Raw genomic sequence first — 14,530 nt, forward strand, 5'->3', positions numbered from 1 at the left:
TAATTGTTTCGTTTTAAAATCCAATTTTCATTCTTGTGTCAGGTACAATCATTCTTAATACCGAAAACACCAATATATCGGAAAATACCTTCTGTGTATCTGTTATATAAACAACAATTATAACTTTTCTTTTAGAATCGATTTTAATAATTCAATTGCAGGTTCATCAATTGGATCGTTTGTACCAAGCTCACCTTTGAAGGCTTTTGTAAGGATTGACTGTTTTAATTGATCTGTATTTATCAATAATTCTCTCTGTATCTTATCAACTAAAAGAGAGTACTTATTTATCTCTTCAATAATGTATCTTTGTTTATCTAACGATGGTACAGGGAAATATATAGATTTTAAAATCGTTTGATTTAAAAATTCACGTGTAGAACCCTTACATAATTCTTTTACTTGATCCTTCACAATACCATCATTTAAAAACATAGCTACAAAAAACTCTGGCAAAATAACATCCGTATTTAAAGTGAGTTTAATGATATTCGTGGATATTATAGATGGTATTGCGGTTTTGGGTACTACACACAATTCTCCCACTGTTCCTGATCTGGAAATAATAACATCATTCTCATTAACACTAAAGGCATTTAAATCTAAAGCCTTTTCTTTAGTTATAAATACTTTGTTTGTTTTAATAAAACGACCTTTATCAATATTATCTATACCTAATACAGGAACTCCACTTTCTCGATAGTCTGTTTTTTTGAGTGCTGTACCAAAAGGTCCTGTCGTCATGGATTTTTTAGAATCTATTAATAAATCATTAATTTTAATCCATTTCCACCCTTCAGCCAAATTATCTTCTCCATATATATCACTGTTATGTTTTAAATTTGTTATATCCATTTCACCAAATAATTTCTCTTTCATAACAGCTTTTCGATTAAGCAATAATTGATGCTTAGATTCTTCAATTAACTTTTGTGCTTTATCAACCTTAGCAAATAAAATTTCAATTTTATCTGTAATCCTTTTTTGTTCTTCAAGCGGCGGTAAAATAATCACTTCTTTTTTTACAGCACTCAAATTTAACTCTATTTGATTAGTGCTACCACTATACGAATTTTCCAGCTTATTTTGAATAAAAGGGCTACTTAACCAATAATATAAATACTTTGGAAAGACTAACTTTTGATTAGCTCTAACTACTGTCACATGAGAATCTGCTACAGTTGGATTTTTCAATTCATCTTCAATGATCGCTACTCTTCCAATTGTTCCTGTACCTGTTGAGTTCCATAATAAATCTAACTTCTTCAGAAATCGTTCTTCTGTATATTTTTCTAGTGTAGCCTCGTCAATATTACGTGCTACACTTATGTCAAATCCACTCCATTGAACACATTTTTGAGATACAACTATTGCATTAGAATTTTCAACATACTTAGGAGATTTACCTCTTTGAATATAGTCGCTAACCATTTCTAATCGGAGCCATTCCCAATTATTAGGGATCTCATAAGGTTGTTCCTCCTCTGTCACTAATGCTTCATCTAATAATTCATCCAAAGTCTTTTTCTTCTTACTCACGATCTTTCACCTCAACCGCTTTCAATTCAGCTACAACTTCACCTAATAAATCCATTGCTTGTTGTAATTTATCAATCGCTTCTTCTGCTGATTCAATTGGATCTGGTAGGTTATCGTAAGCTGATAATGATTCATCAGCAATTAAACCAATATCTAAGTTATCACCTTTTGCTGCAATCGCTTCACGAGTAAATAGATTCCATCTTTCATCTTGCACTTTTGTACGTTCTTCAGACATATAAGCTTCGATGAAACCATCAAAATGCTTTTCTGTTAGAGGTGTACGTTTACCGAATGATGGCATATTTGTACGTAAATCATATACCCAAACTTCTTTGGTATTGCCTTCATCTTTTGTTCCACGTTCGAAGAATAGGACATTCGTTTTTACACCCTGAGCATAAAAAATTCCTGTTGGTAAGCGAAGGATTGTGTGAAGATTACACTTATTCATTAAGTCTTGGCGGATTTTAGCACCTACACCATCTTCAAATAATACGTTATCAGGTAATACAACAGCCGCACGTCCTGTACCATCAGTTACAAGCGAATTATAAATAAGCTGTAAGAAGTTTAACTGCTTATTAGATGTTTCAAATGTTAAGTCATCACGTGTTGCACGTTCTCCACCTTTTTTTGTACCGAATGGTGGATTTGTTAATACGACGTTAAAGTTCTTCATCCACTTACCGTTTGTAGATAAAGTATCCCCTTGCTCTAAACGCCCTTCTATATCATGAAGTAATGCGTTCATTAAAGCTAAACGGTGCGTATCTTTTACAAGCTCCATACCTGTGAAAGCTTCTTTCTTTTGGAATTCAGCCTCTTCTGGTGAAAGATCAAAATAATCATCATTTTTTTCTTTTAAATAACGGTCTGCTGCAATCATGAAACCAAATGTACCTGCTGCTGGGTCATTGCATCGTTCCCCGATTTTTGGATCAATTAGCTTCACCATCACATCAATTAATACACGTGGTGTGAAATATTGACCTGCACCTGATTTTTTCTCACTCGCATTTTTCTCAAGTAAACCCTCGTATAGATCACCTAGACCTTCTTCCTTGGCGTTATACCAATCTAATTCATCAATTGATTTCAATAACTTTTCAAGATTTTTCGGTTCATCAATACTTGTTGACGCACCATTATAAATTTGGCGTAAGCGTTCATTATTAACTTCTGATGATCCTAATTTTAATAATAATTCTTGATAAAATTCTTTTAGTTGAATCCCTTCTTTATTTAATAAGTCATCCCAACGATAAGCTTCTGGAATAACTGATTCACCTTTTCGTTCTCCACCATTATCATCTTGCTCTTTCATCATTTTTAAAAATAGAATATATGTTAATTCGGTTACATATTGTTGGTATGTAATCCCATCATCACGTAATACGTTTGCTAAGCCCCAAAGTTTTGAGACGATTTCTGTGTTATTCATGTTCTTCCTCCATGTTTCCTTTAATCTTTGTACATTATAACCTTTTTAGGTTAATCGCTCTATTAGAACTATCAAAAAAGGAGTTCCAATATAAGAACTCCTTCTCATATTATTTAATATTCGGCTTTTTCTGTAAAAATAATCTATAAATTACCACGGCTTTTTAACTAGCATATAAACTCTCATTAATTAACTTCACAATTTGATCGACTTCTTCACCTAGTTCTTTCTTCAAACGATTATATCCTCCTCGACTTTTAAACGGCTCTTCTGAAAAAGCATCTTGTGGATTTGGTGAAAGAACAGGCATTTCAATTAATTGCTTCTCTATACGCTCTAACCATTTGCGCTGTCTAGGTGTCCAATCATGCATAGAATACACTTTTTTCATTGCATTTTTCACACGTGATTCAGTCGATACTAATGCCTCTCCCAATGCTGCTTGACGAATAAAGCTAATAATATCAGCCGCAATTTCTTCATTCTTCGCTTGTTTCCATGCTGTTTGTAAATGGTCTTGCTTAAAGTGCTTCGTTGCTAAAATAACTTCAATTTCACGTAAGTCTTTACGAGTTAAGTCTTTCGGTCGTGTACACACAATTTGAAGTGCAGGGATTTCATTCATATTTTCTCGAATGAACTGTACAAATCCATCTAAATAATCAGCTGGTCTTTCATTTCCTTCTCCATAACCACGTTTCACGTCTGTCACTTCATCTTCATGATTTGCAATTACTTGTAGCTCTTTTTGCGTTTTATACGTTGCTACATAATCAAATAGCACACTGTTATGTTGTGCTTGCTCTGGTGTGTAGGTTTGTAATTCTTTCGACCATTCATCTATAGTTACACCTTTTGAAAGTTGCTCAAATTGTCGTTTTGCCTCATCATTGAATGTTTGTTTCTTACGTTGCACCTTTGCCACTAATTGATCTAAAAAGTGCTGTGCCTCATCTTGCGTCTCTGCTTGTATAAAGGATTCATGCAGCTCTGCTATTGTTACCTTTTGCTGCTTCACAACAGGCTTCATATCTGTATATTGCTGTAACTGATTATAGATTTCCACCGCATCAAAAATACGGAAATGAGATTTTTCAATCTCTGGACATAAACGAGTAGCACGCCCTAACATTTGATCGTATAGAATACGTGACTTTATACGGCGTAAGAAAACAATGTTTGTAATCTTCGGTACATCAATACCTGTCGTTAGTAAATCGACTGTTACGACAATATTTGGTAAGCGTTCATTTTTGAAACGTTTAATCATTTCATTTGGTTGATAAATCGAACCTGTAATTTTAACAATTGCATCATCTGATACATCATCACCGTTTTCTGCAAATGCTTCCTTTAGTAAACGAACGATTAAATCAGCGTGTTGATCTGTTGCTGCAAAAATTAATGTTTTTTCTTCGCTTTCTGGATCAATATAATCAATTAATTTTGTTAAAACTGCCCGGTTAAAGCCTTCTGTAATCACTCGTTTGTTAAAATGCTCTACTTCAAATTTCAGTTCATCCTCTAGCTGCTCTAAAATGATTTCGCCTTCTTCTGGATCATAAACCTCTACTTCTTCGCCTTTTTCAAACGAAATACCATGCTGTTGTAATTCCGTTTCGAATAAATAAGGTGGCTCATGGTCGACTAAATAGCCATCTAAAACCGCTTCTGTATAAGAATATTTATAAATCGGTGAACCAAAAATTTCTGTCGTATGAAGTGCTGGTGTAGCTGTCAGACCAAGAACTGCCGCATCGAAATAATCAATAACTCTACGGTATTGACTTACATAATCATTTTGATCTCGGAATAGTAGCTCATCATCTGTCATTTCTCGGTCACTTGTATAACCTCGGTGTGCTTCATCGACAATAATAAAATCATATTGTCCAACAGAAGGTAGTTGCTCTTGATCGTTATAAAACAAGCGTCTTACCATACCTTGAACTGTTGCAATTTGCACCTTTGTTTCCACATCTGGTGTCATATCTTCAAGTGATTTCACATCATAAATCGATGAAAACGGTAAACCATTTTCCATCTTAGAATCTTTTAAAGCATCTGCCGTTTGTTGACCTAGTGAATTACGATCGACTAAAAATAATATTCGACGACATTTCTTCGCTTTAATTAAACGATACATAAGAGCGATTGCTGTACGGGTTTTCCCTGTACCTGTTGCCATTGCAACAAGCATTTTTCTAGCTCCTTGCATTAATGCTTCTTCTGCTGCTAATACCGCTTTTTGTTGGTAATCACGTAAACCAAACTTCGTAATATCCTCGTTTTTTAAGCTTTCATTTGCTTGTCTATCATCCACGTCTAATAGCATCTTTAAATCTGACGGTGAGTGCCAACCTTCTAAAGCATGAGATCGCTTCGTTTGATTACGTGCATCCCAAAACCAAATACCCGATTGATCTTCAAGCTGTCTTAAATACGGTCTACCATTAGAAGCAAAAATAAACGGCACTTTATATTCTCCATTTGGTGGCAATAATTTAATACCTTCTATTGCTTGTACTTCACGTGCATATACTTTTGCTTGGCTTTCAAGTGCCGATGGAATATCACGATGCTTTGCTTTTGCTTCGACAATACCGACCAATTGCAGCCCAATGAATAAAGCATAATCCGCATATTTCGAACCAACTTTCCATTCTGCTATCGCCATATTTTTATTTTTTTCGGGCATCGTTTTATGTTTCTTTTGATTATATTTTTCTGTATCAACAAGCCAGCCAGCTGCACGTAATTTATCATCAATTAAAATACGTGTTTGAGCTTCTGATAAACGATGCTTTTGAATATGTAGCTTTGATTTTTCTTTACGTCTTACACGTACATCTTTTGTAATTTCATCCTTTGTAATTGTATCAAGCTGCGTTAGAAGTTCTTTTTCCTTTTTAGCAATTTCTTCTTCTAAAGCTTGCACCTTCAATTGAAGCTCCTTAGAACTCTCTTCTCTCTCTGGCTCTCTATATGTAGGTGCGACAAATTCCCAATCAATATATACTTCCATAAACCAAATCGAGATTTGATACGCTAATGCTAGTAACTGTTTTGCTTCTTCTGTCGTACCATAGGATGCTTCATGGGAAGCGATATTCCCTTTTCTGCGTAACGTGTGGAATATATCTAACATTTCTGGCTCTGCTAATCCTTCTTTTTTCATTGTATTTAAACGGTCTACTTGCCTTGTATCATACGCTTCACGAATGTTATCAGATGCTAAAACAGCTTTTGCAATTGATTCACCTAATAAACGTAATTTCATAATGGAAGTATGCGGATCATTATATAAATTATGCTCGGCACTTTCTCCAAGCTTCGCTAATACTTCCCATTCTCCTTTAAAAAAAGAAAAGTTACTCATTATCATCATCCACCACTTTTCTAAGTATTTGATCTAATTGTACTATAATAGGAATTATTGGACTAGGAGAACAAACATTTCAATAAAGCTTATCGTTTCGAAGTTTTAGTCGTGGTATGTGTTCAGAGCGAGTCTGTAAAATATATTGTGTCTATCTGGATGCCACCCACTTCAAGGTCAAACAAGACGGGGCCATGATCAACAAGGCCGCCTACATGGTCATTGGCATCGATTTGGACGGAAACAAGGATGTGCTAGGCATGTGGATTGGTGAGAATGAGCCCTCAGTTCTGGCTGAGTGTGCTGAATGAACTCAAGAATCGTGGAGTTCAAGACATTCTCATTATCTGCGTGGATAACTTGTTCGGGTTCTCTCAAGCAATTGCAGTCTGCTATCCCCAAACTGAAATCCAAAAGTGTGTCATTCACCAAATCCGTAGCTCCACTCGGTAGTTTCGTACAAGGATATTAAGAAAGTAACTGCCGACTTAAAGCCCATTTACAAGGCAGCTACCGAAGAAGGCGCCTTACTTGAACTCGACCGTTTTGAGGAGGTCTGTGGAGCCAAATATCCCCTTATTATCCGTTCTTGGCGAACCCATTGGGATGAGCTCGCTACCTTTTTTAAATACCCGCTAGAGATTCGCAGACTCATCTACACCACCAATAGGATTGAGAGTTACCATCGACGTCACTCGAAAATGGACAGGTCGTGTCCAAAACTGAGGCCAAATGTTGCTCCAGATGTCGGTCTTTTTCCCCGATCGGGTCGGTCAACACTTGCGATAAATCGCTACTTCCCCCTCGGGGGAATCTGTGCCTAAAAGAGTTTTCACAAAATTTTTGACAGACCCTCCTTTTCAGAGGAACTGTCCCACTTAGCTTGACAATCCGTAATATAAAAAAAAGGGATTCTGCACCAGTGACCGAAGCCCTGACCGAAGCCCTAATTTCTCACAAATCCATTTATATCAACGGTTTGTGACTGATTTAATTACGTCCCAGGAGGGATTCGAACCCCCGACCGACGGCTTAGAAGGCCGTTGCTCTATCCAGCTGAGCTACTGGGACAAGATGGTGATCAATAAAACCTTATGTATTCAGTGCATTAATTATTATATCACATTTCGGGCAACTGTCAAAAGCATTTTTTTGTGATATAGGGAAGCTGGCTGCAAAAGGAATCATTTGGACGCTAACGGGGTATTATGTACAAAGAACCATGCATAAAGGAGGGGTTAATCCGTGAAAGGTCTTTTGTCGTCACTTTGTTATTTCAGCATTTTCTTCGCACCTTTTCTAGTGCCTGTCATTGTGTGGATTGCAGTACGGGACGAATATGTTCAGGGACATGCAAAAAAGGCTATTTTATCGCATATTTTCCCCATTATTGCGGCAATTCCGCTCGTGTATTTTATTATTACGGCGAATCATACAGGTTCAGTGATCGGGTTTGTACTGCTATTCGTAGTGGTCTATCTCGGGGTTTTTGTTTATAACATCTACAAAGGGATTATGACGCTGCGTGAAGCGGCTTAGTTCAAAAAGAAGCCTCCTGCATTCCGCAAATTTGGCGGGATACGGAGGCTTCTTTAGGGTCATTTTTGATGAGTTGCTGTTGCTATTTAGTTCAATGGCTCTTATTTATTCCCAAAGCGTTTAGGACTTCTTCGTACTTCATGTCTTACGTTTTTCTCCAGCACTTCTTCCGCGAACTCATTGTTATGAATATAACTGCTGCCTTTATTTTTCTTATACTTCGCTTTGCCGTCTATGATTTCCCCCTCCTTTCACGCTGATCCGGCGATGGCGCCGGGGCCCAAATCAACAAAAGTCGAGGCATAGCACACCATATCCTCATGCCCCGAACTCCTTGGCGAACTCTGTGCTGAGCTGCCCATAGGAGAGCAATTCTTTTTTAAACTTCTCTCGCTCCTCACCAGCAGTAATGTGTGTAGAGTCGGTAAAAGCCTTGTCTGTCACTTCCTCAAATGCCGAATGCAGATTATTGTCGTACCAATCCAGCTCCAGATCGGCGTCATTGCGGATGATCCGTACCATGTCATAGTCATGCTGACCATCCGTCTGATCCTTGGCCGTGATATAGACCAGCAATTCCGGGTCATCTGCGGCACCGGGCCGCACCTCTACCTCAGCGCAGCGCACTCCGTCAAGTTCAGTGAAGCGGCGTATTTTGGCATCCTTGATGTAGTACATGGTCTCCCTCCTTCCTTGCGAGTAGACGGGTTTCCCCATCTGTAGTTTTCGGAACGGACAGACATTTTATGCTTCTTTTCGGCATATATACTGATGAACTGGGGATTTAGTTTTTGATTCATTCCAACACTGGATGAACACGACAAAGAGAGGATGAACAGACATGTGCGGAATTACAGGTTTCATACAGTGGAACGGAGACTTAATGCATCAATCTGAGCTGCTGCTGAATATGACACAAACGCTCTCCGATCGCGGACCGGATGCTGCGGGTACCTGGATATCCAACCCGTGTGCCTTCGGACACCGAAGACTGAGCGTAATGGACCCGGAAAATGGCGCTCAGCCCATGATCCGGCAGCTGGAGGATATCACTTATACGATTGTATATAACGGGGAAATATATAACGCGCCTGAGCTGAAAAAAGAGCTGCAACAGCGCGGGCATTTTTTCCGTACACAATGCGACACGGAGGTGCTGCTCGAATCCTATATCGAATGGGGCCCTGAATGTGTGGATCGGTTAAACGGCATTTTTGCGTTTGCGGTCTGGGATAGCGAGCGGGAGCAGGTATTTCTGGCACGGGATCGGCTGGGAGTGAAGCCGTTATTTTATAGCCAGACCGAAGAAGTATTCGTATTTGGCTCAGAACCCAAAGCACTGCTTCAGCATCCAGCAGTAGAAGCAGCAGTGGACGCCGAGGGATTGGCCGAAATTTTTATCATTGGGCCTGCACGTACCCCCGGACACGGCGTCTATTCGTCCATGAAGGAGCTACGTCCCGGGCATACGCTAACCTACACCCGCGACGGCGTGCGCATTCAAGCCTACTGGAAGTTGGAAAGCATTGCGCATGAGGATAACACCGAAGAAACGGCGCTCAAGGTACGAGAACTGTTGCTGGATACGGTGGAGCGGCAGCTCATTTCAGATGTTCCAGTGTGCACCTTATTGTCTGGCGGGCTGGATTCAAGCGCTCTATCCGCATTAGCTGTCGATTATTACAACCGTACCGGGCAAGGACAAGTTCATACGTATTCGGTGGATTATGTGGATAACGACAAGCATTTTAAAGCCCATGCGTTTCAACCCGGAGCCGATGCCCCCTGGATTCAGCGGATGGTGGATGAATTAGGGACAAATCATCACTGGATTGAATTCGATACGCCAGAAGTCGTAGCAGCTCTGAACAACTCCACACTAACGCGGGATTTACCCGGCATGGCGGACGTGGATTCGTCGCTGTATCTCTTTTGCCGGGAGATTAAAAAAGGAGCCACGGTCGCTATTTCCGGCGAGGCTGCGGATGAAGTTTTTGGCGGATATCCTTGGTTCCACCGGGAAGATATGCTGAATTCGGGTACATTCCCGTGGGCAGTTGCACCCGATATGAGAGCCAGTCTGTTGTCTCCCGAGGTACGGGACTGGATCAAGCCGCTGGAGTATTTGAACGATCGCTACTCAGACGCGGTAGGAGAAGTGCCGAAGCTACCGGGGGAAACAGGAAAAGCTGCGCAAATGCGCGTCATGTCCTATTTGAACATCACCCGCTTTATGCCTACTCTACTGGATCGCAAGGATCGAATGAGTATGGGAGCCGGACTCGAAGTGCGGGTGCCGTATTGCGATCATCGACTGGTACAATATGTATGGAACATTCCGTGGAGTATCAAGATGACAGGCGGACGTGAAAAAGGTATTTTGCGCAAGGCGCTGGAGGGCGTATTGCCGGATGATGTGCTGTATCGCAAAAAAAGCCCATATCCCAAAACGCATAACCCTTCCTATCTTGAGGCTGTGAAAAAGCAGGCGTTGCAGCTGCTGGATGATTCCTCTTCCCCACTGCTCAAGCTGATCGATGCGCAAAAGGTACGCGATATTGCCGCCTCACCGGAGGCATCCACCAATCTGCCTTGGTTTGGTCAGCTGATGTCGGGTCCCCAGTTGTTTGCCTACTTGGCTCAAGTGGATAACTGGTTGCGCACTTACAAGGTAGCTATTCGATAAGCTACACTGAATGCTGGAGCAATAGAGCTTCTAAGCGGCAGCGGCAATTTTTCGCTGTGTACTATATGGGGAACAGAAAGTACCAAAAAGGCTATCCGCAGCTCATGACTGACGGATAGCCTTTTTTTTCGTTATGTGAATGGGGGGATGATTTCTCCCCTGTTACCAAGCTATGCCTGTGGATTACCCAGCTTTGTTGCCAAATCACGCAGAGCTATCCCTCGGTGACTGATAGCCTGCTTTTGTTCCAACGTCAGCTCGGCCATTGTCTTTTCAAACTCTGGCAAATAAAACAGCGGATCATACCCAAACCCGCCGCTGCCGGCGGTTTCAGTAGTAATCCAGCCTTCCACGGAGCCTGTCGATTCCAACGTCTCGCCAGTCTGCGGATTATATAGAATCAAGGTACAGACGAATTGAGCCGGGCTTAGCAAAGGCTGTCCCGTATCATCACCCAGCTGCTTCGATTCCAGAACGTCGAGCAGCTTAATATTGTTTTCGTGATCGCTGGCACCTTCTCCAGCATAACGGGCAGAGTATACCCCCGGCGCACCGTCCAGCAAGTCCACGCAGAGGCCGGAATCATCGGCCAGCACGGGCAATCCGAGCACATCTCCAACCGCTTTAGCTTTTTTCAGTGCATTTTCGGCAAAGGTTTTGCCATCTTCAACGACATCAGGAATGTCGGGATAATCGTACATGCTTCTGACTTCCTTGCCAAACGGCGCAAAGGCATGCGCAAATTCCCGCACCTTTCCTTTATTTTTCGTAGCGACAATGACGACCGGGCCATCCAGCCGCATTAGGCGCCAGCTCCTGTACGTCCAGCACCGATCTTATCAGCAATCGGTCCAAGTACTTCTTTTTGGCGCTCAATCATTTGCAGAATCCCTTGTTCGCCCAAGCTAAGCAGTTGATCCAATTCGTTACGGTCAAATGGGCTTTCTTCACCTGTACCTTGCAGCTCAACATATTTTCCGCTGCCAGTCATGACAAGATTCATGTCCACTTTGGCCTTGGAATCCTCTTCATAGTTCAGATCCAGCAATGCTTTTTCACCAACAACCCCTACGCTGACGGAAGCCAGGAAATCGGTAATTGGAAAAACAGGCAGCTTGTGCTGGGTGGCAATTTTATTGACCGCAATCGCCAACGCTACGAAAGAACCGGTAATTGAGGTTGTGCGTGTTCCGCCGTCCGCCTGAATGACGTCACAATCCAACGTAATCGTCCGTTCACCAAGCGCCTGCAAATTGACCACCGAACGCAACGCTCTTCCAATCAGACGCTGAATTTCCATGGTACGGCCTGTCAGCTTGCCACGCGCAGCTTCACGCTGATTACGGCTATGAGTCGCACGCGGAAGCATGGAATACTCTGCGGTTACCCAGCCTTTTCCTTGTCCCTTCATAAAGGGTGGTACGCGTTCTTCTACAGTAGCCGTGCAAATGACTTTCGTCTCGCCAACCTCTATAAAAACAGAGCCCTCCGCGTATTTATTTACTCCTGCTGTCAATTTCATCGGGCGCAGCTCATCACCGTTTCGTCCGTTAGATCTACTCATGCTTTTTCCTCCTACGTCGTATGCAACCTGTTCTTATATGTTTATTTTACCAAAGTGTGCAGGCAAAAGCACCCCAAGGACGATTCCCGCCCTTAAAGAGGGATTTCGTTAATATGTTGCGGCTTGGCTACAGGCTCTCCATAATTTTGATTATTTTGTCCAATTACGCTTTTTTCACCATTTAGTTCAATCCGAATTTTTGTTTTGACCGCATCATCTGAATTGTCTGCCGCTGTCAGCACAACCGATTCCAAAAATTCAGCAGGCACAGCTTCTCCTTTAGCAAACATATCGTCTGAAAGAGATACCGTAATTACGTTGTCTTTGGAGCGTTCTACCGATTTCAGCGCCGTCTCCCCTGTCATCACTTCTTGTAACCCATCCTTGGTCTGCGGCCCTTGAATCAATTGATGCAGCGCTGACTGGACACGATCTTTTTCAGGGCTGACCAACCGTGTTACAGGTACGTAGTATTGAACTCCAGCAGGAGAAGATGAAGAGAAATACACGGTGACTGGACTGGAATCCAGGGGTGTTACGCCATGACCAATCTCCAAATTAATACCTACTGCACGCGTCAACGGATGATCCAGCGGTGTGCCACCAACAGGCATTTCGTTCAGTTTCTTGCCATCCACCCAGATCTGTACACTCTCAATATCGGGACGGTCGGTCAGGGTCCAGGTCAAACTCTCCATTAATTTTCGTTCTTCCTGTGGCTTATAGTTCGCGAAAGATTTATTGAACTCGACAACAGCCAGCTTGTTGTTCTTGTCCACCGTCACACTTTTCACTTCTGTACCCTGGGGTATTACACCTTTAAATCCCTCTGGTAATAATCCAGCATACGGCCCGCCCTCAACCAATGTTTCCAGCGCTGACTTGGCATCTGCCTGCACATCACCTGTAGCAATCGGTAAAGATACCGGGGCCAGCAAACCGTTATGATCTTGCAAAAAAACAGCTCTCAGTTGACCTGTACTGGCAGGTGCTTTTCCGGTTACAGCCTTAATCATGGACTGCTCTGTCGTGGACGGCGGGGGGTCAATGGATGCCGATTCGTTGCCGAAAAGGCTGCAGCCCGACAACAACAGGGGTAGGGATAGCAGTCCAGCTACAGAGGTCATACGCCATGGGTGTTTTATATTCATAAGTGAAGTTCCTCCCTAACAATTTTGTACAGATTGTACTAATATGTATACGAGCCTCGCGTAAAAAATAACTACTTTTTCAGCAGACTGGACACACTGGTCATAATTGCAGTAGAAATCAGGATCTATACGAGGAGGGGAACTTCAACTTTATGGACAAGAAAAAAGCACCTTACAGCCTGAATAGTAAAAAGGTAGCCGATGCCACCCGCGAGTTGCTGCACAAGCGTGGTGTGAACCTGACTGAAATTGCAGAACTGGTCATGCTTTTACAAAAAAAATATTACCCGACCCTAACGATGGAAGAATGTATGGAGAATGTGGACAAGGTACTGATGAAGCGCGAGGTTCAAAATGCCGTGCTCACGGGCATCCAACTGGATATCCTTGCTGAACAAGGCGCTCTTCTTCCCCCATTGCAGGACATGATTGAGAATGATGAGGGATTATACGGTGTGGATGAAATTCTGGCCTTTTCCATCGTAAATGTGTACGGCAGCATTGGATTTACCAATTACGGTTATGTCGATAAGCTCAAACCGGGTGTGCTGGAACGCCTGAATGATAAAAGCCTCGGGCCGATCCATACGTTCCTGGACGACATTGTGGGCGCTATCGCAGCTTCGGCCAGCAGCCGCATCGCCCATCGCAAACAGGCAGAGCGCGAGCAGGAGCTTGGGGAAGAAAGTGCACCGAATACAACACGTTAAATAACAAACAACGCTTGGAATACAACAGATATATACAGGGTTAGAGGAGAACTAGACATGGCAAACGTAACTGAAGGATATACATTCCGTACGATGCAGGCTGACGATTATGATCAGGCCATTGACCTTTGGAATGGCTTAGACGGATTGGGATTAAGCGAGGCCGACTCACCGGAGCGGATTGCACGCTTTTTACAACGGAACGAAGGACTTAGCTTTGTCTGTGAGCATGATGGAAGCATCATAGGCACGATTTTGGCGGGTCACGATAGTCGCAGGGGGTTTCTGTATCATCTGGGTGTAGCCACAGCACATCGTGGTCAAGGGATCGCGCCCAGACTGGTGGATAAAGCGTTATCTGCTTTGCTGAGAGAAGGCATTGATAAATGTCATCTGTTTGTGATGGAGCATAACGCAGGGGGTCAACGCTTCTGGTCAGCTAATGGCTGGGAGAAACGGGATGGAATTTTACTATATTCCCGAGGACTAGAACTAGGATCTAACGCTTGATCTATACA

General features: G+C 42.3%; 11 protein-coding genes, 1 tRNA gene and 1 pseudogene. 5 read left to right on the top strand and 8 right to left on the bottom strand.

Translation table 11 applies throughout. The features are described from left to right. Window positions 1–117: 117 nt before the first annotated feature. The 3 genes from MKY24_RS20795 to hsdR all read right to left on the bottom strand — a co-directional run bounded on the left by MKY24_RS20795 (window position 118) and on the right by hsdR (window position 6,368). Window positions 118–1,539, bottom strand: a complete 1,422-nt coding sequence (locus MKY24_RS20795) for a restriction endonuclease subunit S (protein WP_279834280.1) — start codon at window positions 1,537–1,539, stop codon at window positions 118–120. Next, window positions 1,532–2,983: an N-6 DNA methylase gene (locus tag MKY24_RS20800; protein ID WP_279834281.1), complete on the bottom strand. Its 1,452-nt coding sequence runs from the start codon at window positions 2,981–2,983 to the stop codon at window positions 1,532–1,534. Before MKY24_RS20800 ends, MKY24_RS20795 begins: the two co-directional genes overlap by 8 nt. A 163-nt stretch (window positions 2,984–3,146) precedes the next feature. Then, window positions 3,147–6,368: a type I restriction-modification system endonuclease gene (hsdR, locus tag MKY24_RS20805; protein WP_279834283.1), complete on the bottom strand. Its 3,222-nt coding sequence runs from the start codon at window positions 6,366–6,368 to the stop codon at window positions 3,147–3,149. Between the two features lie 143 nt (window positions 6,369–6,511). Here hsdR and MKY24_RS20810 point away from each other — a divergent pair. Then, a pseudogene (locus tag MKY24_RS20810) lies at window positions 6,512–7,151 on the top strand (IS256 family transposase); the annotation flags it as partial. A 208-nt stretch (window positions 7,152–7,359) separates the two neighbouring features. Here MKY24_RS20810 and MKY24_RS20815 read toward each other — a convergent pair. Then, window positions 7,360–7,433: transfer RNA gene (locus MKY24_RS20815), tRNA-Arg, on the bottom strand. Between the two features lie 174 nt (window positions 7,434–7,607). Here MKY24_RS20815 and MKY24_RS20820 point away from each other — a divergent pair. Then, window positions 7,608–7,901, top strand: coding sequence for a DUF4870 domain-containing protein (locus MKY24_RS20820; protein WP_071642629.1), 294 nt, complete (start codon window positions 7,608–7,610; stop codon window positions 7,899–7,901). Window positions 7,902–8,219: 318 nt separating this feature from the next. On the opposite strand, the gene MKY24_RS20825 is transcribed toward MKY24_RS20820, so the two are convergent. Further along, complete coding sequence (locus MKY24_RS20825) at window positions 8,220–8,579, bottom strand: hypothetical protein (protein ID WP_013311672.1); 360 nt, start codon at window positions 8,577–8,579, stop codon at window positions 8,220–8,222. A 163-nt stretch (window positions 8,580–8,742) separates the two neighbouring features. On the opposite strand from MKY24_RS20825, the gene asnB reads away from it, so the two are divergent. After that, a complete protein-coding gene (gene asnB, locus MKY24_RS20830) occupies window positions 8,743–10,587 on the top strand; it encodes an asparagine synthase (glutamine-hydrolyzing) (RefSeq protein WP_028541532.1) in 1,845 nt (614 codons plus the stop codon). A gap of 170 nt (window positions 10,588–10,757) precedes the next feature. Here asnB and MKY24_RS20835 read toward each other — a convergent pair whose 3' ends face one another. From MKY24_RS20835 to MKY24_RS20845, 3 genes are all read right to left on the bottom strand, one after another. Next, window positions 10,758–11,390, bottom strand: coding sequence for an XTP/dITP diphosphatase (locus tag MKY24_RS20835; RefSeq protein ID WP_013311674.1), 633 nt, complete (start codon window positions 11,388–11,390; stop codon window positions 10,758–10,760). Next, entirely contained in the window at window positions 11,390–12,151 is a 762-nt protein-coding gene (gene rph / locus MKY24_RS20840) for a ribonuclease PH (protein ID WP_013311675.1), read from the bottom strand. The genes MKY24_RS20835 and rph overlap by 1 nt, the downstream gene beginning before the upstream one ends. 92 nt (window positions 12,152–12,243) lie before the next feature. Further along, window positions 12,244–13,302 carry a GerMN domain-containing protein gene (locus MKY24_RS20845; RefSeq protein WP_023990027.1) on the bottom strand — a complete coding sequence of 353 codons (1,059 nt, stop codon included), beginning with the start codon at window positions 13,300–13,302 and terminating at the stop codon, window positions 12,244–12,246. A 152-nt stretch (window positions 13,303–13,454) separates the two neighbouring features. Here MKY24_RS20845 and MKY24_RS20850 point away from each other — a divergent pair, with 152 nt between their 5' ends. Beyond that, window positions 13,455–14,012, top strand: a complete 558-nt coding sequence (locus MKY24_RS20850; protein ID WP_023990028.1) for a phosphatidylglycerophosphatase A — start codon at window positions 13,455–13,457, stop codon at window positions 14,010–14,012. Between the two features lie 57 nt (window positions 14,013–14,069). Continuing rightward, window positions 14,070–14,522, top strand: coding sequence for a GNAT family N-acetyltransferase (locus MKY24_RS20855; protein ID WP_023990029.1), 453 nt, complete (start codon window positions 14,070–14,072; stop codon window positions 14,520–14,522). Window positions 14,523–14,530 lie beyond the last annotated feature (8 nt).

Origin of the sequence: Paenibacillus sp. FSL P2-0322, from assembly GCF_037975315.1 — a bacterium.
Classification (GTDB): domain Bacteria; phylum Bacillota; class Bacilli; order Paenibacillales; family Paenibacillaceae; genus Paenibacillus; species Paenibacillus polymyxa_B.